Genomic DNA, 19,985 nt, shown 5'->3' on the forward strand with positions numbered 1-19,985 from the left:
CATGCAGCATCTCGACCATGCCATGCAAATCGCCTTAGAGGCGCATGAAGGGCAGGTGGACAAGACCGGGCGGCCATTCTTTGAGCATTGCCAGCGGGTCGCGCTTCTCGTGTCGGGAGACGAGGCGCGAACGGTTGCCTATCTTCACGACGTCGCCGAAAAAGGCAGTGGCTGGACGCTCGACAGGTTAAGGGAGGAAGGCTTCCCGCCGGCGATCATCTCTGCGGTGGATGCCTTGACGCGGCGGCCCGAGGAGCCTGACGACGAATTCGTCAGACGCGCCGCATCGAATTCGCTGGCCCTGCCAGTCAAACAGGCGGACCTTGAAGACAATCTCCGACAGGCCGAACAAGCCGGCAAGAAAACCGAAAAATACCAGCGCGGTCTGGATCTCCTGCACGACATCCGGAACGAACGCTAGGTCTGTTCGGGCGGTGCCGGCGAAAGTCCCGAAGAATGTCTGCCGTGCGTCCTCTTGCATCACCGGATATTTTCCGCCTCGCTCGCAACCATTCTTCAACCATAGAAAGCGGAGCACCCTGAGGCCGACCTGAGGTGAGGGTCGTGTTAACCGGTACGACCTATAGTCGCGTCCATGTGGATGAACGAGGGAACGGTCGTGTCCGGCGAACTGCACACAATCTTGGCAATGGATGGCACGTTGGCAGGCCTGCAGGGTGTCGGCGACGCCCTCGAGCGACATGGTATCGTGCTGCGCGTTCACCTCGACCGAGCTGAGTTTCACGAATGCGCCGCCAAACGACCGCTGCCGGCGCTCATTCTGCTGGACGCCCTGTCGCCGGAGGGAGGTGGGCTCGAAGACTGCCGGCGTTTCAAATCAAAGCCTATAACGTGTGATATTCCAGTCATCATTCTGGTCTCGCCGGAGGACGAGGAGAGCCGGATCGGAGGGCTTGCCGCCGGTGCGGTGGATTGCGTTTCCAACCTTGTCTCCGCCGCGGAGCTCGTCGCCCGCATTAAGCGACATATCGAGCTCGGCGCAGTCCACGCGCGCCTGCAGCGGCGCAACGAGCAACTCGATACGGCACTTGCCAGCATGGGACAAGGCGTCTGCCTGTTCGACGAGGCCGGCCGGCTGCTGCTTTCAAACAACCGTTATGCCGAAGTCTACGGACTTGATCCCTCCGTCATCCATCCGGGACAGTCACTCAAGGACATCCTCAACCTGAGACAGGGGGTCGGCGCCGTTCCCGCCACCTCGACCTCGGAATATCTCGCCTGGGCCGAAGCGACCAATAGGGGCGATACGCCTCGGGATTGGATCAAGGAACTCAAGTCGGGCCAGATCATCCGCGGCTATCATCAGCGCACGTCGGACGGCGGATGGGTATCGACCCACGAGGATATCACGCAGGCCTGGCAGGCTGAAAAGGCCCTTGCGAAGGCGCATGTCCAGGCAGAACGCGCCGAGCAGGAGGCGCGGGCAGCGCATTCACGTCTTCTGGCGGCTTTCGAAGTCGTCCCGGAAGGTCTCGTCCTATTCGACGAGGAAGACCGCTTCGTCCTCTGGAACCAGAGATATGAGCAGCTTTACGCCGAAAGCGGCAATATGCTCGTAAAAGGCATGCGCTTCGAAGACCGCCTGCGTGCTGGCCTCGAGCGCGGCCAATATCCGGAAGCGGTCGGACGCGAAGAGGAATGGCTGGCGGAAAGGCTGGCCCATCATGCAAAGCCCACCAGCAAACACGAGCAGCGCCTACCCGGAAACCGCTGGATACGGATCGAAGAACGCCAGATCTCCGAAGGCGGCAGCGTCGGCATACGTGTCGACATTACCGATCTCAAGATGCAGGAGGCATCGTTCAGGCTGCTGTTCGAAGGCAACCCGATGCCGATGTGGGTTTACGATCATGAAACGTTGAGATTTCTCCACGTAAACCAAGCCGCCATCGATCACTACGGCTATCGTCTGGAGCAATTCCTGACGATGCGACTATCCGACATCGAGGCGCAGGAATCCAATCCGCCGCAGGCCGTCGTTTTCGATGTCGAGGATCCTGCTTCGTCCCGCTCTTGCCGCCATCTCAAGGGAGATGGCGCGGCCATCGAGGTCACCGTCTATTCCACCTGCTTGAACTACAAGGGCCAGGCGGCATCGCTGATGGCTGTCGTCGACGTCACCGAGGCCAAGCGCGCCGAAAAGGCATTGCTGCAGCACCGTGACACGCTTGAAGAGATGGTGCGCTCCCGCACGGTCGAACTGGCGCGGCAGACAGAAGAGCTCGAACGGATGCTCGAACAGGAAAAGCAGATCAACGAATTGCAGCGGCAGTTCGTCTCGATGGCGTCGCATGAATTCCGCACCCCGCTTGCGGTGATCGACGGCGCGGCGCAACGGCTCATTCGGCGCAAAGAGGCAGCGACGCCGGAGTTTCTTTGCGAAAAAGCCGATCAGATCCGCAGCTCGGTTTCGCGCATGCTCGAACTGATGGAAAGTATTCTTGCTGCCGGGCGGCTGGACCATGGCAGGATCACCATCGTGCACAAGCCGTGCTCGATCGCGGAAATCATCGAAATCTGCCGCGCCCGCCAGGAGAGCATCCGGCGCACCCACCGTTTTCTGCTTGACCTCGATCGGCTTCCTCCGACCATCTATGGGGATCATCCTGCGCTCGACCAGGTCTTCAGCAATCTCTTCTCGAACGCCGTGAAATACGCACCGGATTCGCCGAACGTCCACGTCACCGGATGGCAGGAAGGGGACAGCGTTTGCATCACTGTCCGCGACGAAGGCATCGGCATCGACGCCGATGACCTCCCGAAGATGTTCCAGCGTTATTTCCGTGCCAGAAGTTCCACGGGCATTGCCGGCACTGGCATCGGCCTTAATCTCGTCAAGCAGATCATCGAGCTTCACGGCGGATCGATAGAAGTAACAAGCAGCCGCGGGGACGGCACGACGTTTACGCTTCGGATTCCGATCGGCGCGGAGGTGCCAGATCAGTTGCGTGTCGCTGCCGGATAGGCAGACGGCATCTTCTCCGAGCGGCGGCGGCCTTCGCTGTTGGTCGCATTGTTTAGCGCTCGCCGCTGGGAGATGGAGGTTCAGAATGATCGATCGCCAACCCTTCGATCTCAAGACCTATGTGCGCGACATTGCGACGCGGCCATGCTTTATCTGCGGCTTGATCGAGAATGATCCGGCTTGTTTTCATCATCGTATTTTCGAAGACGATGAGACGATTATCTTCCTGAGCAAATATCAGACACTGCCCGGTTATTGCCTTGTCTGCCCGAGAGAACATCGGGAGGATTTGGCGCAAGACATGTCGACCGATGAGTATCTTCGACTGCAGGAGAAGGTGCACCTTTTGTCTCGTGCGCTGAAAAGCGTCTTCGATGCTGAACGAATTTACGTGCTTTCGCTCGGCAGCCGGCAGGCCAATAGTCACTTGCATTTTCATGTCGTTCCTTTGCCTGCAGGTCTACCTCTTGAGAAGCAGCAATACCATGCGTTGATGGCGGAACATGGCGTTCTGCAGATGCCCGAAAATGAAATGGCGGAGCCGGCGCGGCGGATCGCTGAAGCATATCACGCAGAGGGGACTAATCGTTGTTAGACTTCACGTCGTTCGAGTGGCCCGAGGATGGTGATGCCTTCGTTGCGCGCCGCGTCCGCCATCTTTCGATCGGCTGTGGCCAGAGGCAGGCCATCCGCTTTCGCAAGGGCAACATAACTCGCGTCATATGCCGTGAGTGCATAGCGGTTTGCCAGATGAAGTATCAATCCGTCTCCTCCTGATCCGGCGTCCTCCAAGGACAGGCCCCGCAATTGCGTCATCAGCAGCACCGCTTCGCCGGATCGAAGCCGTCCACGTCGCTCCGCCATCAGAAACAGATTACGGGTTTCGAACCAGAACAAGGTCGGCACTAATCCAACCGTCGTGTTGAGATCGGACATAAGCCGGTCGGCAGCATCGTGCTGCTCATCAGGGAGAAACCACGCTGCGGCGATCGAGGCGTCAAGGACAAAGGTCATCAGTAACGTCGGCCTTCGTCACGCCACTCGCGGATTTCTTCCTGCGTCGTGAATTGACGGCTGGCACGTTGAGCTTTGATCTCGGCGATCAGTGCAGCGATATCGTTTTCGCGGCGAATGCGCGAAAGCCGAGCAACCGGCTTGTTGCCGCGGGAGATGATAACCTCTTCGCCGGCCTCGACCTTGGCGAGTAGTTCTGACAGATGGGTCTTTGCTTCAGCGACTTTGACTGTGACCGCCATGACGGCCTCCCCTGCTGTTGCGTTTATTGTCGAGCGGGCGCCACAGCGGCCTGCCGATATCTTGAGCGATGATAGGCTTCGAATTGCAACTTGGTCAACCGCAAACCAACCTGCCTCGACAGCCTCAGGCCCGGAGTGCGAGACGGCGGAGGCAGGCTTTGAAGCTACTGCGGCAGAGAGAATGCCGGCACCCGAACGCTCTTCTCGCGGAAGTGCCGCTCCACTTCATCAAGATCCGGGCAGGCCGGCGAATTCTCCAGCGCCAGCACCCAATTCTCCTGAACCGGCAGAGCCAGTGCCGCGGTGACCAGCACGGTAGTTCCTGGGTCGATTTCGCCGTGCAACTGCGGCAGCAGGGTCTTGGCGTGGATGAGGTTGGTGTTGGGTATAGGGCTCATCGCATGGCCGGCTCTCGGGCGAGTCGAGAGATCGACGATAGCGCTGATATCGGTCTGGCCGTACCAGACGGCACGGCCCTCTGCCTGTTCGGATCGGTCGGCGTTGAAATCGGCGCGCTCGGCCGGTGCGGATCGATGAGATCGTCTTCTATCTCAGGGCGGATTTTCCGCATGATTCCTGGTGGGAAAAGGCGAACGTCACCTTTTCCAACGGTAGGAGTTTCTCGTTTCCGCTACTGAAATCGGGCGCCGCGCAAGGCTTTGCGATAGAGCCGTGCATCATCGAATGGGTGGAACTGCACGGGCTTGTAAAGGCCGAGGACGCCTCGCCCTTCCCGGCGCTGACGCAGATCGAAATCTGGGGGACGGAGGTGGCTGCCGTCGTCGCTGTCGAAGACGAGGCCGGGCACCGCCTTCCTCTTACGCTATGAGCCGAGGGCCGGCTTGGGCCGCGCCGCGCTCGGCGGGCTGTCATGCAGTCTGTTCCAGGCGCGACGCAGCTGCCGGGCCGAGCCGAAGCCGGCGCGCATCGCCACGGCCTCCATATCCAGCCGTGAACCGGCGAGCATCTCGCGGGCGAGCGCCACGCGCATACGGTTGACGAAATCCGTGACGCTCATGCCGGTATATTCGTTGAACAGCCGCGAGAGGTTTCGCGGGCTGGCGCCGCTGAGGCGCGCGAGCGAGGCGACCGACCAGTCGCGGGAGGGATCGGCAGCGACTGCGTCCTGGGCGCGATGGATGGCCGGATGGATATGGTTGCGGCCTTCGAGCCAGGGCGAAAGCTGCGGATCCGAGCCGCCGCGCCTGAGATAGACGACGAGATAGCGCGCCACCGCAAGCGCGCAGGCATGTCCCGCCGCTTCGGCAACAATGTGCAGCATGAGGTCTATACCGGCGGTGATGCCGGCGCTCGTCAGGCGCTCTCCATCCTCGACATAGAGCCGGTTGTCCCGGATGCGCGCGGTGGGCGCAAGCCTCGCCAGGTCCTCCATGCAGCCGTGATGGGTGGTGCATTCGCGGCCGTCGAGCATTCCGGCCTCGGCGGCGAGCAAGGCGCCCGAGCAGATCGAGGCCAGCCGAACCCCTGGACGAATGGCCCGCTTCAGCCAGGCGACGATCGCGGCCTGGGCGGCGCGCTCCTCTTCGTCCCACGGACGGTTGTTCTCCATCGGCGCGTCGGCGCTGCCGGCGATGACGACAAGCGCCTGGTCGGGCAATCGCTCCGGCAAGGCGGCGACGCCGGTCACGGCAAGGCCGATCGAGCTGCCGACCGTTGCCGAGGGGCCAATATAGGTGACGCTGAAACGCACCCCCGTCTGTTCGAGGTTCGCCTTGCGCAGCACTTCGATCGGGCCAGCGACATCGAGCAGCAGCACGCGCGGCGGCACGACGACGTAGACGGGAATATCGAAGGGCTGCGCTGTACCAGTCATGCCGCGAGTTGCTCTTCGCGCCCCGCCAGCGCCTGTTCGACCGTGGCGATCCGGGCGAAGCGGCCCGACAGCACCAGTTCCGTGCGGCCCCGGATTTCCCCGGCGCTCCAGGTGCGCCCCGCCGCGTCGGTCATCGGGAAGGTCAGAGTCGCTTCGCCGACATAGTCGACCTGATAGCCGAGATCCGAGGCGTGGCGCGTCGTGGTCTCGCAGCACTGTTCGGTGCGGATGCCGGAGACGATGATGCGACGAACACCATTCTTGGTGAGCCACACGTCGAGCCCGGAACCGACGAGCGCACTATGGCGGCTCTTCCTGAAGGTTGCTTCGGGAGCGATCCTGAGCGGGGCGAGCGTTTTGACGAAGCCGGAGCTTTCCGAAAACGGCCCGCCTCCATCGACATGAAAGATCTGGATGGCGGGTATTCCGTGGGCTGCGGCGCCGTCGATCAGAGACTGCTGGCGTTCGATATAGGCGGGTGCGAGGGCTCCATCCCAATAATCGCGCTGCCGAAAAGACTCCTGGGCGTCTATGACGAGAAGAATGGTTTCATGGCCGGACATTTTCTGCTCCATGGCGGTTAATCATGAAGCCATATTCGACGACATGAAGACAGAGGAAAATGCACGCGCCGGACAAATAGCGGACAATTCGCGCCAATGCGGCCGAGGGCGGCCTCGTGCCGGGAACGGCGGGCGAGACACAACGCCATAGGCACGCTTCCGCCAGCCCCTCTGCCCGTGCTAAGGGGGACGGATGAGACTGCTTGTGGTGGAGGACAACAAGGAACTGGCGGCCTGGCTGGGCAAAGCCCTGCGGCAGGCGCAGTACACTATCGATATTGCCTATGACGGCGAGGACGCCGAGCATCTGCTCAAGGTGGCGGAATATTCAGCGATGATCCTCGATCTTGCGCTGCCCAAGCTTGACGGACTGACGCTTTTGAAGCGGCTGAGGCAATCGGGAAACAAGCTGCCGGTCATCATCCTGACCGCAAATGCGAGCCTGGACGGCCGTGTGGCAGGGCTCGACAGCGGCGCCGACGATTATCTCGCCAAGCCTTTCGAAATCGCCGAACTCGAGGCGAGAATCCGCGCGGTCGTCCGCCGCGGCCAGCACCGGGCGTCCTCGGAGATCACCGTCGGAAACCTGCGCTTTTCCGGCGGCACGCGGCAGTTTTTCGTCGCAGACGAACCGCTGCAACTGACGCCGCGGGAATATGCCGTTCTCGAACAGCTCGTCATGAAGCTCGGCACCACGGTCTCGAAAGCCGCCCTGTCGGAAAGCGTCTTCGGTTTCCATGATGAGGCCGATCCCAGCGCCATCGAAATTTACGTCCACAGGCTGCGCAAGAAGCTCGAAAACAGTTCGGTTCAGATCGCGACGCTGCGCGGGCTCGGCTATCTCCTCAGACATGTCCAATAGCGCCGTGACAAAGGCCGGCGGAACGATCGCGCGGCTCAGCCAGAGCCTGAGGGTGCAATTGCTCTGCTGGGTGCTGCTGACGCTCTTCGGCGCGATCGCCTTCAATCTCTACGACAGTTTCTGGTCGGCCGACGCGACGGCAAAGCTGGTGACGGATCGAACGCTTCTCGCCTCCGCCCGCGTCATCGCCGAGGCGGTACGCGTCGATGAGGGCGGCAATGTTCAGGTGGATGTGCCGCCGGCCGCGCTCGAGATGTTCGATACCGGCTTTGGCGACCGTGTATCCTATCAGGTCATCACCGCCTGGGGCAATCTGGTGAGCGGCTTTCCCGACCTGCCGCGGCCAGCCGTCCAGCGGGCGGGCGATGATCGCGCCTTCCACGGCGCCGATGTGCGTGTCATCATGCTCGACCATCCCGTCGTCGGTCTTCCCGATGACGGCACGATCTCGGTGACCGTCGCCGTGACCCACAACAGCCAGTACGCGATGCGACAGCAATTGTGGCTTTCGGATTTTTCGAAGCAGTTCGTGCTTGTCTTCGTCGCAAGCCTGGTGACCATCCTCGGGCTTCAGCGCGGCCTCGCGCCGGCGCTCAGGTTGCGGGACGCCGTGCGGCGGCGCGGACGCAACCGCCTCGATCCGCTGCCGCCGGAGATGGTCCAGAGCGAATTACGCCCGCTCGTCCATGCGCTCAACGATTACATGGAGCGCGTCCAGAACCAGATGGCCGCGCAGCGGCGGTTCGTATCGAATGCGGCGCATCAGTTGAGGACGCCGCTCGCGCTGATTTCGACGCAGGCGAGCGTGGCATCCCGGGAGGATGATGCGGCCCGCCGCGACGAGGCGCTTGCAGCGCTGCGCACCAGCACACGGCAGATTTCGCGCCTCGCCAGCCAGCTTCTCACCTTGTCGCGAGCCGAGCCCGGCAGCCGGCGCCCCCGCAGCGACGCGACCGATCTCAGCAAGGCTGCCCGCGAGATCCTGGAGGCCTATGCCGAAGAGGCACTCAAGCGCAACATCGATCTCGGCCTAGAGGCGGACCGCTCCGCCATCGTGGCGGGTGACGGGACGATGCTGCGCGAAATGCTGGTCAATCTCATCGACAATGCGATCCGCTATAGCAAAGCCGATGGGCGAGTGACCGTCGCCGTCGGGAAGGAGAACGGCCACGCCGTCGTCACCGTCTGGGATAATGGGCCGGGGATTCCCGAAGGGGAGCGCGAGCAGGTTTTTGAACGGTTCTATCGGATCATGGGAACCGAAAGCGAAGGGAGCGGTCTCGGGCTTGCGATCGTTCGGGAGGTCGTCGAAGGCGCCGGAGGTTCGGTTTCGCTGAGCGATGCGGAGGGCGGCGGTCTCGTCGTGACCGTGCGGCTTCCGCTCGCTTGAACCGGCGACGCTCCAAATTGACAAAGGCCGGGCATGGAGCCCGGCCTTCGCTTCGATCTGCCTTGGGAGGAGGCGGATTTATTACTGCGTGTCGAGGTGCTGCTGCGGACGCCATTTTGCCAGGCGGTTCTCGATCAGCGTCATGATGTATTCGGCAAAAAGCGTGACGACCATGACGAGGAGGATGGCCGCGAACATGCCGGCTGCATCGAACGTGCCCTTTGCAATCGAGATCAACTGACCGATGCCGAAACGGGCGCCGACGAATTCGCCGACGATCGCGCCGATGATCGCGAAGCCGAAGGAGACGTGCAGGCTGGCGAAGATCCAGCTCATCGCTGAGGGAATGACCACCGTGCGCGTCACCTGCCAGTCGGAAGCGCCGAGGATGCGGGCATTGGCAATCATGTTGCGGTCGGCTTCGCGCACGCCCTGGAAGGCGTTGGCGAAGACGACGAAGAACACCATGATGAAGGCGAGCGCCACCTTGGACGGCAGGCCGAGACCCATGATCATGATGAAGATCGGGGCGAGCACCACGCGGGGGATCGAGTTGATTGCCTTGATGTAGACGGAGAAAATGTCCGACAGGAAGCGGTTGCGACCGAGGCCGATGCCGACGAAGACGCCGGTGATCGAGCCCGCAAAGAAGCCGATCAGTGCCTCTTCCATCGTCACCCACAGATTATACCAGAGCGATCCTTCGGTGGTGCCTTCGGTCGCCCATTCGTAAAGCCGCTCAACGACGCCGCTCGGGCTGGAATAGAAGAATGGGTCGATCCAGTTCATGTTGGAGGAAAGCTCCCACATGCCGATCACGAAGACCAGGATGGCGATCTGCCAGAAGCGCACCAGCGTGTTGCGCCGGCGTATCGCCTTCAGCGCGGAGGCTTCGATCTCGGCATCCGACGTGCCCGGGCGAAACAGAGTGGCCGAACCGGCCTCGAATGTGACGTGTGCCATGATATCCTCCGTCAGGCCGCTTCGCTTGCGCGGCGGTAGCTGGTCTCGACCTCTTCGCGCAGGTCTTCCCAGATCGTCTTGCAGTAGTCGATGAAGCTCTGCTCGTAGCGGATTTCCGATACGACGCGGGGGCGGGGAAGGTCGATCGGATAGACCGATTTCACCGTGGCCGGGCCGGCGGTCAGCACATAGACCTTGTCGGCAAGCGCCACGGCCTCTTCGAGATCGTGGGTGACGAACACCACAGACGCCTTGCGCTCGGCCCAGAGCTTCAGCAACTCTTCGTGCATGACCGTGCGGGTCTGCACGTCGAGCGCCGAGAAGGGCTCGTCCATCAGCAGGATTTCAGGTTCGTTGATGAAGGTCTGCGCCAGCGAGACACGCTTGCGCATGCCGCCGGAAAGCTGATGGGGATAATGGTTCAGAAACTTCGACAGGCCGACGCGGGCCAGCCAGTCGCGGGCGCTCTGTTCCGCCTCGGCGCGCGACTTGCCGCGAAACAGCGGGCCGGCCATGACATTGTCGATCACGTTCTTCCACGGGAAGAGCGCGTCGGTCTGGAACGCAAAACCGACACGCGGGTCGATGCCGGTGATCGGCCCGCCCATCAGGCGGACTTCGCCGGCACTCGGGCGTGCGAGGCCCGTCACGAGGTTGAGTGTCGTCGACTTGCCGCAGCCGGTGGGGCCGACGACGGCGACGAACTCGCCGCGGGCGACCGTCATGTTGAAATCGCGCAGCGCAGTGAGCGACTTGCCGGTCGGAGAGACGAAGCGCCGGCTGACATTGATCAACTCGATCGCCGGGGTCTGATTGTTGTCCTGTTGCATGGTGATACCTGAGGCGTGCTTAGGGGCGCGCACGCGATGCCCGTGATCGAACGGACGCCGCTTCCGCTCGGGAGCTGGAAGCGGCGCGGCGGCCTCACTTGACGTTCTTGACGAACTCGGTCGTGTAGGTCTTGGAAAGGTCGATCTGCTTGCCCTTGACGTTCTTGGAGAACTCCGAGAGCACGGCAAGCACGGTCTGCGGACCGTCTTCCGGCATCACGCCGTCAGGCGTGAACATGCCCTTGCCCTCGTCGAGAGCCTTGACGTAGCCGTCCTTGTCGCCGACGTAGAAATCCTTCGGCATCTTGTCGGCGATCTCGGCGGCGGAATGCGTATTGATGTACTTCAGCGTTTTGACGAAGGCGTTGGCAAGTTTCTGTGCCTCGTCCTTATGTTCCTCGACCCACGAAGTTTCCATGTAGAGCGAGGCAGCCGGGTAGGTTCCGCCGAGTGCCTTGCGGGTCGCTTCGACCGTGCGCATGTCGACGAGAACGCTCGCTTCGCCTGTCTTGATCAGGCGCGAGATCGTCGGCTCCGTCGTCATGCCGGCCTGGATCTGATCCTGCTGCATGGCGGCGATGAAGGTGCCGCCGGCGCCGACCGGAATGGTGACGACGTCGCCGGGCTTCAGGCCCGCCTTGGAGGCCATGAAGAGGGTGAGGAAGTTGGTGGAGGAGCCGAGACCGGTGACGCCGAGGCTCTTGCCCTTGAAGTCGGCGGGCGACTTGATGTCGGGGTGCTTGCTCGAAACCATCTCGACCTCGCCAGGCGCCTGGCTGAACTGAACGATGGATTCGACGAACTTGCCCTTGGCCTGCAGGTCCACACAGTGATCGTAGAAGCCGACGACACCCTGCACGGCGCCTGCCAGAAGCTGGTTTTCGGCATCGACGCCAGCCGCTTCGTTCAGCAGCTCGACGTCGAGACCTTCGTCCTTGAAGTAGCCCAGGGATTCAGCGAGCTTGGCCGGCAAATAGATCTGCTTTTCATAGCCGCCGACCATGATGGTGATCTTGTCGGCCGCGTGGGCGGCGCCTGACGTGAACGAGGCTGCGGCGAGAAGCGCGGAAAAAGCGACGGTGTGAAAAAGGCTGCGTGAAGAACGCATTGATATCTCCTCCTGATGGTTTACCCGCATCGTCGTCTCGTCACCTTGACCCGTGTCTCCTCCACGATGCTGCCCTTTCCTAAGACGTCGAAGCTTTCAACTAGCTTTCAGCCGCAGACAGGTTAACAGCCCGTCCATCCATCACGCCGATATGGGCTGCGCACGTCCCTTACCATAACGCGGCTGCGCAATCGGCCAGCAGATTTGCTCGCGGCAGCCGGGATAGCGGTTGGTCTGGTGATGTCTGCTGCAGCGCTCTGCGTTAGCCTCAGCTCGTAAAACTTCGCAGATCCTTCAGCAGGTTGCGATACCTGGCCTGGCTGCCGACCAGATGCTCACGCATGGCGTTGCGGGCCGCCTGATCGTCCCTGTCGGAGATCGCCACGATGATCGCTTCATGTTCCCGGTGAATGAGCTTGCGGTAGGCGGTCTGTTCGGCCGCCCTTGTTTCCGGAACGACCCTCGATTGCGGGATGATCGCCGAGCCTTGAGACACCAGGAAGTGCTTGAACAGCGGATTGTTCGTCGCCTCGGCGATCGCGACATGGAGTTCCAGATCCGCCTCGCGGATGGACTGATCGGTCTCGATGCAGTGGAGGATTTTCCGATGGCATTCGAAGATCGCTTCCTCCTGCGCCGGCGAGCGGCGCAGCGCGGCGAGCCCCGCCGCCTCGATTTCGACAGGTGTGCGGATCTCCAGCACTTCCAGATCGGAGGCGACGCGGGCCTTGTCGACTTTCCGGCCCGACAGCGCCGCGTCGGGGCTGATCACGAAGATGCCCGCGCCCTGGCGCACCTCGACCAGCCCGTCGGAGCGAAGGGCTGCCACGGCTTCGCGCACCACGGTCCGGCTGACGCTGTGCGTCTCGGTCAGTTCATGCTCGCTCGGAAGCTTGTCGCCGGCGGCGTACTGGCCGCTGAGGATCGCTTGCCGCAGGCTTTCGCCAACCTGTGAGACCAGAGACCCCGAGCCCCTGCTGCGATCCTTCCCCTGCATAGCCACGCCTCGATCCCCGCATCGGCTTCGATCCCGCCGGCCAGGGCCGCGACATCCCGAAATTACGATTCATCACACATGCATGACAAATCTTGTGATCTTTCAATGGACGCACAATTGTGGGTGCTTGCCGATTTTGGCGGTAGGGTGCCCCGTTGCATATGATCTGAGTTATTCGCTATGATTGCGATGGTCGATAAGAGAGCTGCGATGGGAACCAGAATCCCGGCTGAACAGGTTTCGCTTCCGCCTGTGCAGGAAAGCGCCGCAGTTTGACTCTTGAAGCACTGGTTGATGTGGACGAGGGCAAGACTGTCGATCACGGGTTGATGCAAGCATGGGCTGATAGCCTCGATGATGATCGGCCTCTTCCCTGGCCTCGCAAGGAAGTTTAGGCCAGCGCCTTATAGCCGCTTTGTCGACTCCCCACGCACGAATCTCGGCGTCAGGATGAAATCCTGCGGCGGCTCGGCGGCGGCCTCGGGGCTTGCGATCCTGGCCAACAGGCGCTGTGCAGCCAGTTCCCCGAGCTTCTGCGCATCCTGCACGACCATGGTGATGCGCGGCGTGATGACGTTGCTCCAGGGCACGTCGTCGACCATTGCCAGCGATACGTCGTCGGGACAGCGAAAGCCCATCTCCTGCATCACTTGCAAGGTTGCCAGCCCCATCATGTTGTTGGCGCCGATGATCGCGGTCGGGCGATCGCGGCGGGTGAGCAGGCGCATCGCCTGCGTGTGGCCGCCGCTCCTGGTATAGCCGCCCTCGACCACGAGTGAAGGATCGACGTCGACGCCGGCGCCCGCCATCGTATCCATGAAGCCCTTCAGGCGTTCGTCGGCGGTGTGCAGGCCGCTCGGGCCGGAGATGAAGGCAATGCGCCGGTGGCCGAGCTGCAGCAGGTGCTCGGTCAGGATCGTCGTCGTCAGCGGATTGTCGGAGCCGACGAAATCGCGTTCGGCGCCCTCCACCTTCTGGTCGAACATGACGATCGGCGTCTTGAACTCGCGCAGGAAGCTTGCGTATTCCTCGCCGCGCCCGTTTGCCGCCAAAGCGATGCCGGCGATCTTCTGCGCCTGCAGCCGCTCCAAGAGCGCCCGTTCGAGATCGGCCCTGCCGGAGGAGTCGGCGATCAGCACGAAATAGCCGTGGTCGAGCGCCTGGTGCTCGATCTCGCGGCGGATGTCGCCGAAGAACATGTTGCCGAGATTGGCCGACACGAAGCCGATCAGCGAACTGCGCCCGCGCGCCAGCGTCTGGGCCACCGGATCGATGCGGTAGCCGGTCGATTGTATCGCCTGCCGGATGCGGTCGAGCGTCTCGGCGCCGACCCGCTTCGGGCTGTTGAGCGCGAGCGAGACGGTCGAGATCGAAACCCCCGCCAGGCGCGCGACATCTCGTATGGTCGTCATGGTTATCGAACCGGTTCTAAAGCTTTCTTTTGTCAGATTTTATCCGCCGTTGCAACAGAACCTGGCGAAATGACTACTTCTGAGCCGGCTCTTTCGGAGTTTGCGAATTGTGAATTTCGGCTTGACATGCGCTGGATCCAGGACGATGTTCAGTCACCGAACCGGTTCGACATGAGGTGGGGCCGGAAAACAGGGAGGAGAAAACCTGTGACGAGTTCGGAGCGCCAGCCTGAAAATTCGGTGTCGGGAGCGGGTAAGCACGCCTGGTTCAGCCATGATCGTCTTGGCATGTTCATCCATTGGGGTCTCTATGCCCTCGGAGCGCGGCATGAGTGGCTGAAGAACCGAGAAGAGCTGACTGACCACCATTACCAGCGCTATTTCGATAATTTCGATCCCGATCTTTACGATCCGAAGGAATGGGCGCGCCGCGCGCGTCTTGCCGGCATGAAATATGTCGTGGTTACGACCAAGCATCATGAGGGCTTCTGCCTCTGGGACAGCAAGGTGACCGACTACAAGGCGCCGAACACGCCTTGCGGCAGGGACCTGCTGACGCCGCTGGTCGAGGCCTTCCGCGCCGAGGGACTGAAGATCGGCTTCTATTACTCGCTGCTCGACTGGCACCATCCCGATTTCCCGATCGACGTCCACCACCCCTTGCGCAATCATCCGGAAGTCGAGGCGCTGAATGCCGGCCGCAACATCGTCAATTACGCCGCCTATATGCGCGAACAGGTGCGCGAGCTTCTGACCGGCTTCGGCCGCATCGACATCATCTGGTTCGATTTCAGCTATCCCCGCCGTGAATATCGCGGCCTGCCCGGCAAGGGGCGCGCAGACTGGGAGAGCGAACGGCTGCTGGAGCTGGTGCGCGAGCTGCAACCCGAAATTATCGTCAACAACCGCCTCGATCTGCCGTCGGGCAAGCTGCCCGACATCACGACGCCGGAGCAATATACGCCGCGCGTGGCGCCGGCTCTTGCGAGTCAGGGCGTGCTCTGGGAAGCCTGCCACACCTTCAGCGGTTCCTGGGGCTATCATCGCGACGAGGACAGCTGGAAGAGCCCGGAACAGATCATCCAACTGCTCATCGATTCCGTCGCGCTCGGCGGCAACCTGCTGATGAATGTCGGCCCGACCGGCCGCGGCACGTTCGATGCCCGCGCCATCGCCGCACTCGAGGTCTACCAGAACTGGATGGCGGTCAATGCCCGGTCGATCTACGGAGCCGGTCCGTCCCAATTTCCGGTGCCGGCCGGCTGCCGCTACACCCAGCGCGGCAACCGCCTCTACCTGCATGTCTACAACTGGCCTTACCGCCACATCCATATCGAAGGTCTCGCCGACAGGATCGCATATGCGCAATTCCTGCACGACGCCAGCGAGGTGCGCTGGCTCAGCCACACCAGGGATGTGGATTCCAATATCGGCGTGATGGTGCCGGAAGGCATGATCACGCTCGAACTGCCGGTGCGACGACCCGACGTTACCGTCCCGGTGATCGAGATCGTCCTCAAGGCGTAGTCGATCGCACTTGCGTGTTCATTGCGTCATGGAGGAGGAGAAACCCATGAAGGTTCTGAAAAAAACGCTTTTGCTTGCCGCAATTAGCGGCAGCCTCTTTGCCACAGCCGCCTCGGCCGAGCAGATCAACCTGACCTGGCAGATGTGGACCGGCTCCGATGCCGATACCAAAGGCTGGCAGCACCTGGCCGACATGGTGAACGCCAAATATCCCGATATCAAGGTGACGCTGACGACGACGGGCTGGGTCGACTACTGGACGCGGCTGCCGGTGCTGGCGGCGTCGGGGCAGCTCGCCGACATCGTGTCCATGCAGTCGCTGCGCATGCCGAATTTCTATTCGCTGCTCGAGCCGCTGAACGACCGAATCGCGGCCGACAAATTCGACGTCGGGGCCTTCACCCCCTCGATCATCGGCGGCATGTCCGTCGACAAGCAGCTCTACGGCCTGCCCTATGACGTCGGTCCGTGGGTCATCTACTATAACCAGGACGCGCTCCAAGCCGCCGGTATTCATTTACCGAAGCCGGGCTGGACGCTTGCCGAGTTTACCGATGCCGCCAAGAAGCTGACGAAGGACGGAAAGTACGGCTTCGGCATCACCCCGCAGAACTATTCGGTCCTGGCCTCGGCCTGGGGCGATAGATACGTCAACGATGCCGGTGAGCTCGACCTCACCAATCGGAGCGCCATTGCCGCTGCCGAGAGGGTGATCGGCTTTGCCGCCAAGGACAAGGTCGCGCCGCTGGTGCCGTCGAGTGCCGATGCCGGCACGGTCATCCAGGGGCGCTTCTATTCTGGCAATGTCGCCATGTATATCGACGGTCCGTGGTCAATCATCGGCATGAAGGACAAGGTCAAGTTCAAGGTTGGTTCCACCACCCTGCCGCGCGCAGACGGAGAGCTTACGGCCGTCACGGCAGGCTCCGGTTTCGGCATCGCCACGACGAGCAAGAACAAGGATGCGGCCTGGAAGGCGATCCAGGTGCTGACCAGCCCCGAGGCACTGCAATATCTCGCCGAACAGGGCCGGGCGCTGCCGGCGCGCACAGCCTCGCAATCCTCCTGGTACAAGGTGGCGGCCAAGGACATCACCAATGGCGGCGAGGCGCTCGATTATTCGCTGGCGCATTCGGTGCCCTATGTCATCACCAACAATTGGGCGGCGGTGGAAAATCTCTTCAACCAGTATTTCCCACCCGCCTTCGGCGGCAGCGCCGACGCCAAGCAGACGATGGAGTCCATCCAGAGCCTCGCGCAGCAATAGAGCGTGCCGTGCTAGAGCGCGGCGGCGGGAGCTGCCGCGCATGGAGGAAGAGATGTCGGAAAGCGCCGTTGCCGAAATTGCCCTGCAGCCCGGTCATCCCAGGCGCTTCTTGAAACCCGAGACGCAGACGGCCATGCTGTTCCTGCTGCCGAGTTTCCTCGGCTTCATGATCTTCATGGCCCTGCCGATCGTCGCGTCGCTGGCGCTCTCCTTCACCAACTGGCAGCTGATCTCGACGCCATCCTTCGTCGGCTTGCAGAATTACATCAAGCTCTTCACCGTCGATCCAGCCCTCTACACCATATTGCGCAATACGCTGTTCTTCGCCGTCGAGTATCTGGCTGTGAATATCATCGTTTCGCTGACGCTCGCGGTCTGGATATCGAGCCTGAAGCGCGGCAAGGCGATCTTTCGGGTGATCTTCTTTCTGCCGACCTTTACTCCGACGATCGCAGCCTCTGTGGTGTGGCTGCTGATCTTCACGCCGGACGGGCTCGCCGACAGCGTCATCCGTTCGCTCGGCCTCGGCCTGCCGAACTTCCTGCTGAGTTCGAGCTGGGCCATGCAGGCGGTCGTGCTCGTCACGCTATGGGCCAATGTCGGCTACAACGTCGTGATGTTCAACGCCGCGCTCGACCTGGTGCCGAAGCATTATCTCGAAGCGGCGATGATCGACGGCGCCGGTCCCTGGCGGCGCTTCTGGCGCATCCGCCTGCCGCTGATCTCGCCGACGGTCTTCTTCGCCACGGTCATGACGGCCATCACCTCGCTGCAGGTCTTTGACGAGATCTTTGCGATGACGCGTGGCGGCCCGGGCTCGGCGACGGCCACCCTCGGCTTCGCCATCTACCAGAAGGGCTTCACCAATTTCCAGATGGGTTACGCCTCGGCGCTCGCCTGGGTGATGTTCGTCATGATCATGGCGCTCACCATCCTGCAGTTCCACATGCAGCGCAAATGGGTGCATTATGACGACTGACCCGGCCTCGCGGTATCCGCATTCCCAGTCCCGGAACCGGCATCGCATCCTGCGGCGGATCGGCAGCTTCGTCAGCTACGCAGGACTGTCGCTGATCGCGCTGCTCTTTCTCTTTCCCTTCTTCTGGATGGTGTCGAATGCAGTGCGTTCCAACACCGAAGTGCTGGCCGTGCCGGTCCGTATCCTGCCCGAGGAATATCAGTGGGGTAATTTCATCGAGGCGCTGGTGTCGTTGCCCTTCGGCACCTTCCTGCTGAACTCCTTCGTCGTTGCCTGCGGCGTGACCGTGATCGTCATCGTGGTCTCCTGCCTGTCGGCCTACGCTTTCGCCCGCCTGAGGTTCCCCGGCCGTGAAGGGCTGCTGCTCACCTATCTCAGCACGCTGATGATCCCGCAGGTGATGCTGGTCATCCCGCTCTTCCTTCTGGTCAGCAAGCTCGGCTGGATCAACACCTATCACGGCATGATCCTGCCGGTCGCATTCTCCTCTTTCGGCACCTTCTTGCTGCGGCAGTTCATTCTCGGCATTCCCAAGGACCTCGATGAGGCGGCGATGATGGACGGGGCCTCGCGCCTGCGCATCCTGGTCAGGGTCATCGTTCCGCTCGCCATGCCGGCGATCGGCCTGCTGTCGCTCTTTACCTTCATCGCGCAGTGGAAGAGTTTCCTCTGGCCGCTGATCGCCACCAGTGGGCTCGAAAAGGCCACGTTGCCGCTCGGGCTCACCTTGTTCCAGACGCAGCAGGGCACCGCCTGGAACTACATTATGGCGGGCGCCACCATCTCCATGGTGCCTGGGGTAATCCTCGCCATCGTGCTGCAGAGAGTAATCTACAAGGGCATCAGCGTCGGCTCCGGATTCGGCGGAAGATAACGTCAATGAAACAAAGACTTGAGGCATCAGTTCCGAATTTGCCGCAGCGCCTCTCAAGTCCACGTGACCGGAGCCGAAGAAGGGGCTGCCGCCACGGCATCAAGTCCCCCGCCGATACTTCCAGCTCCGGCGCGAAAAGTAAAATTTAACCAAAATTTGAAATAACGCGCTTCTATCCGAATTGCGCAGGGGAATTTATGAAAACGGCCACGCTTGTATCCATCGCCTTGGCGATGTCGGTCTCTGTTGCCAATGCTCAGACGATCGGCGTTTCGATGTCCGATCTCGACAAATTCAGGACAGCGCTTCTCAATGGCGTCGTCACGCACGGGCAGATGGTCTCCGGCCTCAAGCTGGTTACCGAGAACGCCAAGGGCGACAACGAGCTGCAGAAGAAGCAGGTCCAGAAGCTCATCGCCGACAAGGTCGACGCCATCATCCTGGCGGTTTCGGATGGCGATCTCGGGCCGCAGATGACCAAGATGGCGGCGGATGCGGGCATTCCGCTTGTTTACATCAACAACGTTCCTTCCAACCTGCTCGATCTTCCTGAAAATCAGGTCGTGGTCGCCTCCAACGAAAAGGAATCGGGGACGCTGGAGACGAAGCAGGTTTGCGCGCTGCTCAAGGGTAAGGGCCGCGTCGTCGTATTGATGGGCGAGCCTTTCCACGCGGCCGCCCGCGCCCGCACCCAGGATATATCGGATGTCATCGCCACGCCGGAATGCAAGGGCCTGGAGATCGTCGAGCGGCAGGCCGCCTACTGGTCGCGCGATTATGCCGACCAGCAGATGCAGGAGTGGCTTGCGGCCGGCGTCAAGTTCGACGCCGTTATCGCCAACAATGACGAGATGGCGCTCGGCGCGATCCGCGCCATGAAGAAGGCCGGCATGCCGATGAAAGATGTCGTCGTCGCCGGCGTCGACGCGACCGACGATGCGCTTGCCGCAATGGTGGCCGGCGATCTCGACGTCACCATTCTCCAGAGCGCCGTCGGGCAGGGCGCGGCCGCAGTCGACGCTGCCGTGAAGCTCGTCAACAAGGAGAAGGTGTCGCGCGAAAACAACGTTCCCTTCGAACTCGTGACGTCTGAGAACCTTTCCAAATACCTGCCGAAGAGCCAGTGAGCATAAGAGG

19 protein-coding genes and 2 pseudogenes are annotated in these 19,985 nt (G+C 61.7%); 11 read left to right on the forward strand and 10 right to left on the reverse strand.

Features of this window, described 5'->3' with window-relative positions:
* Position 1: 1 nt before the first annotated feature.
* The 3 genes from NL154_RS24835 to NL154_RS24845 all read left to right on the forward strand — a co-directional run bounded on the left by NL154_RS24835 (position 2) and on the right by NL154_RS24845 (position 3,581).
* Positions 2-421, forward strand: coding sequence for an HD domain-containing protein (locus tag NL154_RS24835; RefSeq protein ID WP_210631791.1), 420 nt, complete (start codon positions 2-4; stop codon positions 419-421).
* 198 nt (positions 422-619) lie between these two features.
* Positions 620-2,986 carry a PAS-domain containing protein gene (locus tag NL154_RS24840; RefSeq protein WP_434734206.1) on the forward strand — a complete coding sequence of 789 codons (2,367 nt, stop codon included), beginning with the start codon at positions 620-622 and terminating at the stop codon, positions 2,984-2,986.
* An 85-nt stretch (positions 2,987-3,071) separates the two neighbouring features.
* The gene (locus NL154_RS24845) at positions 3,072-3,581 is read left to right on the forward strand and encodes an HIT family protein (protein WP_434734207.1); all 510 of its coding nucleotides are present in this window, start codon (positions 3,072-3,074) and stop codon (positions 3,579-3,581) included.
* Here NL154_RS24845 and NL154_RS24850 read toward each other — a convergent pair.
* The 3 genes and pseudogenes from NL154_RS24850 to NL154_RS24860 form a co-directional block, all read right to left on the reverse strand.
* A complete protein-coding gene (locus tag NL154_RS24850) occupies positions 3,578-4,000 on the reverse strand; it encodes a type II toxin-antitoxin system VapC family toxin (protein ID WP_210631793.1) in 423 nt (140 codons plus the stop codon). The two genes, NL154_RS24845 and NL154_RS24850, sit on opposite strands and share 4 nt — an antisense overlap.
* A complete protein-coding gene (locus tag NL154_RS24855) occupies positions 4,000-4,242 on the reverse strand; it encodes a type II toxin-antitoxin system Phd/YefM family antitoxin (protein ID WP_210631794.1) in 243 nt (80 codons plus the stop codon). Before NL154_RS24855 ends, NL154_RS24850 begins: the two co-directional genes overlap by 1 nt.
* Before the next feature lie 164 nt (positions 4,243-4,406).
* Positions 4,407-4,760 (reverse strand): annotated as a pseudogene (locus NL154_RS24860) (DUF2264 C-terminal domain-containing protein); the annotation flags it as partial.
* On the opposite strand from NL154_RS24860, the pseudogene NL154_RS24865 reads away from it, so the two are divergent.
* Positions 4,760-5,071: pseudogene (locus NL154_RS24865) on the forward strand (carbohydrate-binding protein); the annotation flags it as partial. The pseudogenes NL154_RS24860 and NL154_RS24865 sit on opposite strands and share 1 nt — an antisense overlap.
* Here NL154_RS24865 and NL154_RS24870 read toward each other — a convergent pair.
* Both NL154_RS24870 and NL154_RS24875 read right to left on the reverse strand, forming a co-directional pair.
* Positions 5,066-6,076: a GlxA family transcriptional regulator gene (locus NL154_RS24870; protein WP_434734208.1), complete on the reverse strand. Its 1,011-nt coding sequence runs from the start codon at positions 6,074-6,076 to the stop codon at positions 5,066-5,068. The pseudogene NL154_RS24865 and the gene NL154_RS24870 overlap by 6 nt on opposite strands.
* On the reverse strand, positions 6,073-6,651 hold the full coding sequence (locus NL154_RS24875; protein WP_434734209.1) for an isochorismatase family protein: 579 nt from the start codon (positions 6,649-6,651) through the stop codon (positions 6,073-6,075). Before NL154_RS24875 ends, NL154_RS24870 begins: the two co-directional genes overlap by 4 nt.
* Before the next feature lie 181 nt (positions 6,652-6,832).
* Here NL154_RS24875 and NL154_RS24880 point away from each other — a divergent pair, with 181 nt between their 5' ends.
* Both NL154_RS24880 and NL154_RS24885 read left to right on the forward strand, forming a co-directional pair.
* Positions 6,833-7,501 (forward strand): response regulator, encoded by a 669-nt coding sequence (locus NL154_RS24880; RefSeq protein WP_210631797.1) that lies wholly within the window; start codon positions 6,833-6,835, stop codon positions 7,499-7,501.
* Complete coding sequence (locus NL154_RS24885; protein WP_210631798.1) at positions 7,491-8,891, forward strand: sensor histidine kinase; 1,401 nt, start codon at positions 7,491-7,493, stop codon at positions 8,889-8,891. Before NL154_RS24880 ends, NL154_RS24885 begins: the two co-directional genes overlap by 11 nt.
* A gap of 81 nt (positions 8,892-8,972) precedes the next feature.
* Here the strand turns inward: NL154_RS24885 and NL154_RS24890 are convergent, their stop codons facing one another.
* The 5 genes from NL154_RS24890 to NL154_RS24910 all read right to left on the reverse strand — a co-directional run bounded on the left by NL154_RS24890 (position 8,973) and on the right by NL154_RS24910 (position 14,201).
* Complete coding sequence (locus tag NL154_RS24890; RefSeq protein ID WP_210631799.1) at positions 8,973-9,854, reverse strand: ABC transporter permease; 882 nt, start codon at positions 9,852-9,854, stop codon at positions 8,973-8,975.
* Positions 9,855-9,865: 11 nt separating this feature from the next.
* Positions 9,866-10,684 (reverse strand): ABC transporter ATP-binding protein, encoded by an 819-nt coding sequence (locus NL154_RS24895; protein ID WP_221164764.1) that lies wholly within the window; start codon positions 10,682-10,684, stop codon positions 9,866-9,868.
* 94 nt (positions 10,685-10,778) lie between these two features.
* Positions 10,779-11,792 (reverse strand): ABC transporter substrate-binding protein, encoded by a 1,014-nt coding sequence (locus NL154_RS24900; RefSeq protein ID WP_221147366.1) that lies wholly within the window; start codon positions 11,790-11,792, stop codon positions 10,779-10,781.
* Between the two features lie 268 nt (positions 11,793-12,060).
* Positions 12,061-12,789 (reverse strand): FadR/GntR family transcriptional regulator, encoded by a 729-nt coding sequence (locus NL154_RS24905; protein WP_434734366.1) that lies wholly within the window; start codon positions 12,787-12,789, stop codon positions 12,061-12,063.
* 404 nt (positions 12,790-13,193) lie between these two features.
* Positions 13,194-14,201, reverse strand: coding sequence for a LacI family DNA-binding transcriptional regulator (locus NL154_RS24910; protein WP_210631802.1), 1,008 nt, complete (start codon positions 14,199-14,201; stop codon positions 13,194-13,196).
* 207 nt (positions 14,202-14,408) lie between these two features.
* Between NL154_RS24910 and NL154_RS24915 the strand changes: the two genes are divergently transcribed.
* The 5 genes from NL154_RS24915 (at position 14,409) to NL154_RS24935 (ending at position 19,975) form a co-directional block, all read left to right on the forward strand.
* The gene (locus NL154_RS24915; RefSeq protein ID WP_210631803.1) at positions 14,409-15,728 is read left to right on the forward strand and encodes an alpha-L-fucosidase; all 1,320 of its coding nucleotides are present in this window, start codon (positions 14,409-14,411) and stop codon (positions 15,726-15,728) included.
* 46 nt (positions 15,729-15,774) lie between these two features.
* Positions 15,775-16,995, forward strand: coding sequence for an ABC transporter substrate-binding protein (locus NL154_RS24920; protein ID WP_434734210.1), 1,221 nt, complete (start codon positions 15,775-15,777; stop codon positions 16,993-16,995).
* A 52-nt stretch (positions 16,996-17,047) separates the two neighbouring features.
* A complete protein-coding gene (locus NL154_RS24925) occupies positions 17,048-17,974 on the forward strand; it encodes a carbohydrate ABC transporter permease (RefSeq protein WP_434734211.1) in 927 nt (308 codons plus the stop codon).
* On the forward strand, positions 17,964-18,848 hold the full coding sequence (locus NL154_RS24930; protein ID WP_210631806.1) for a carbohydrate ABC transporter permease: 885 nt from the start codon (positions 17,964-17,966) through the stop codon (positions 18,846-18,848). The genes NL154_RS24925 and NL154_RS24930 overlap by 11 nt, the downstream gene beginning before the upstream one ends.
* A 197-nt stretch (positions 18,849-19,045) precedes the next feature.
* Positions 19,046-19,975 carry a substrate-binding domain-containing protein gene (locus NL154_RS24935; RefSeq protein ID WP_210631807.1) on the forward strand — a complete coding sequence of 310 codons (930 nt, stop codon included), beginning with the start codon at positions 19,046-19,048 and terminating at the stop codon, positions 19,973-19,975.
* Positions 19,976-19,985 lie beyond the last annotated feature (10 nt).

It is taken from the genome of Rhizobium sp. YTUHZ044 (genome assembly GCF_051123975.1).
Taxonomy (GTDB): domain Bacteria; phylum Pseudomonadota; class Alphaproteobacteria; order Rhizobiales; family Rhizobiaceae; genus Rhizobium.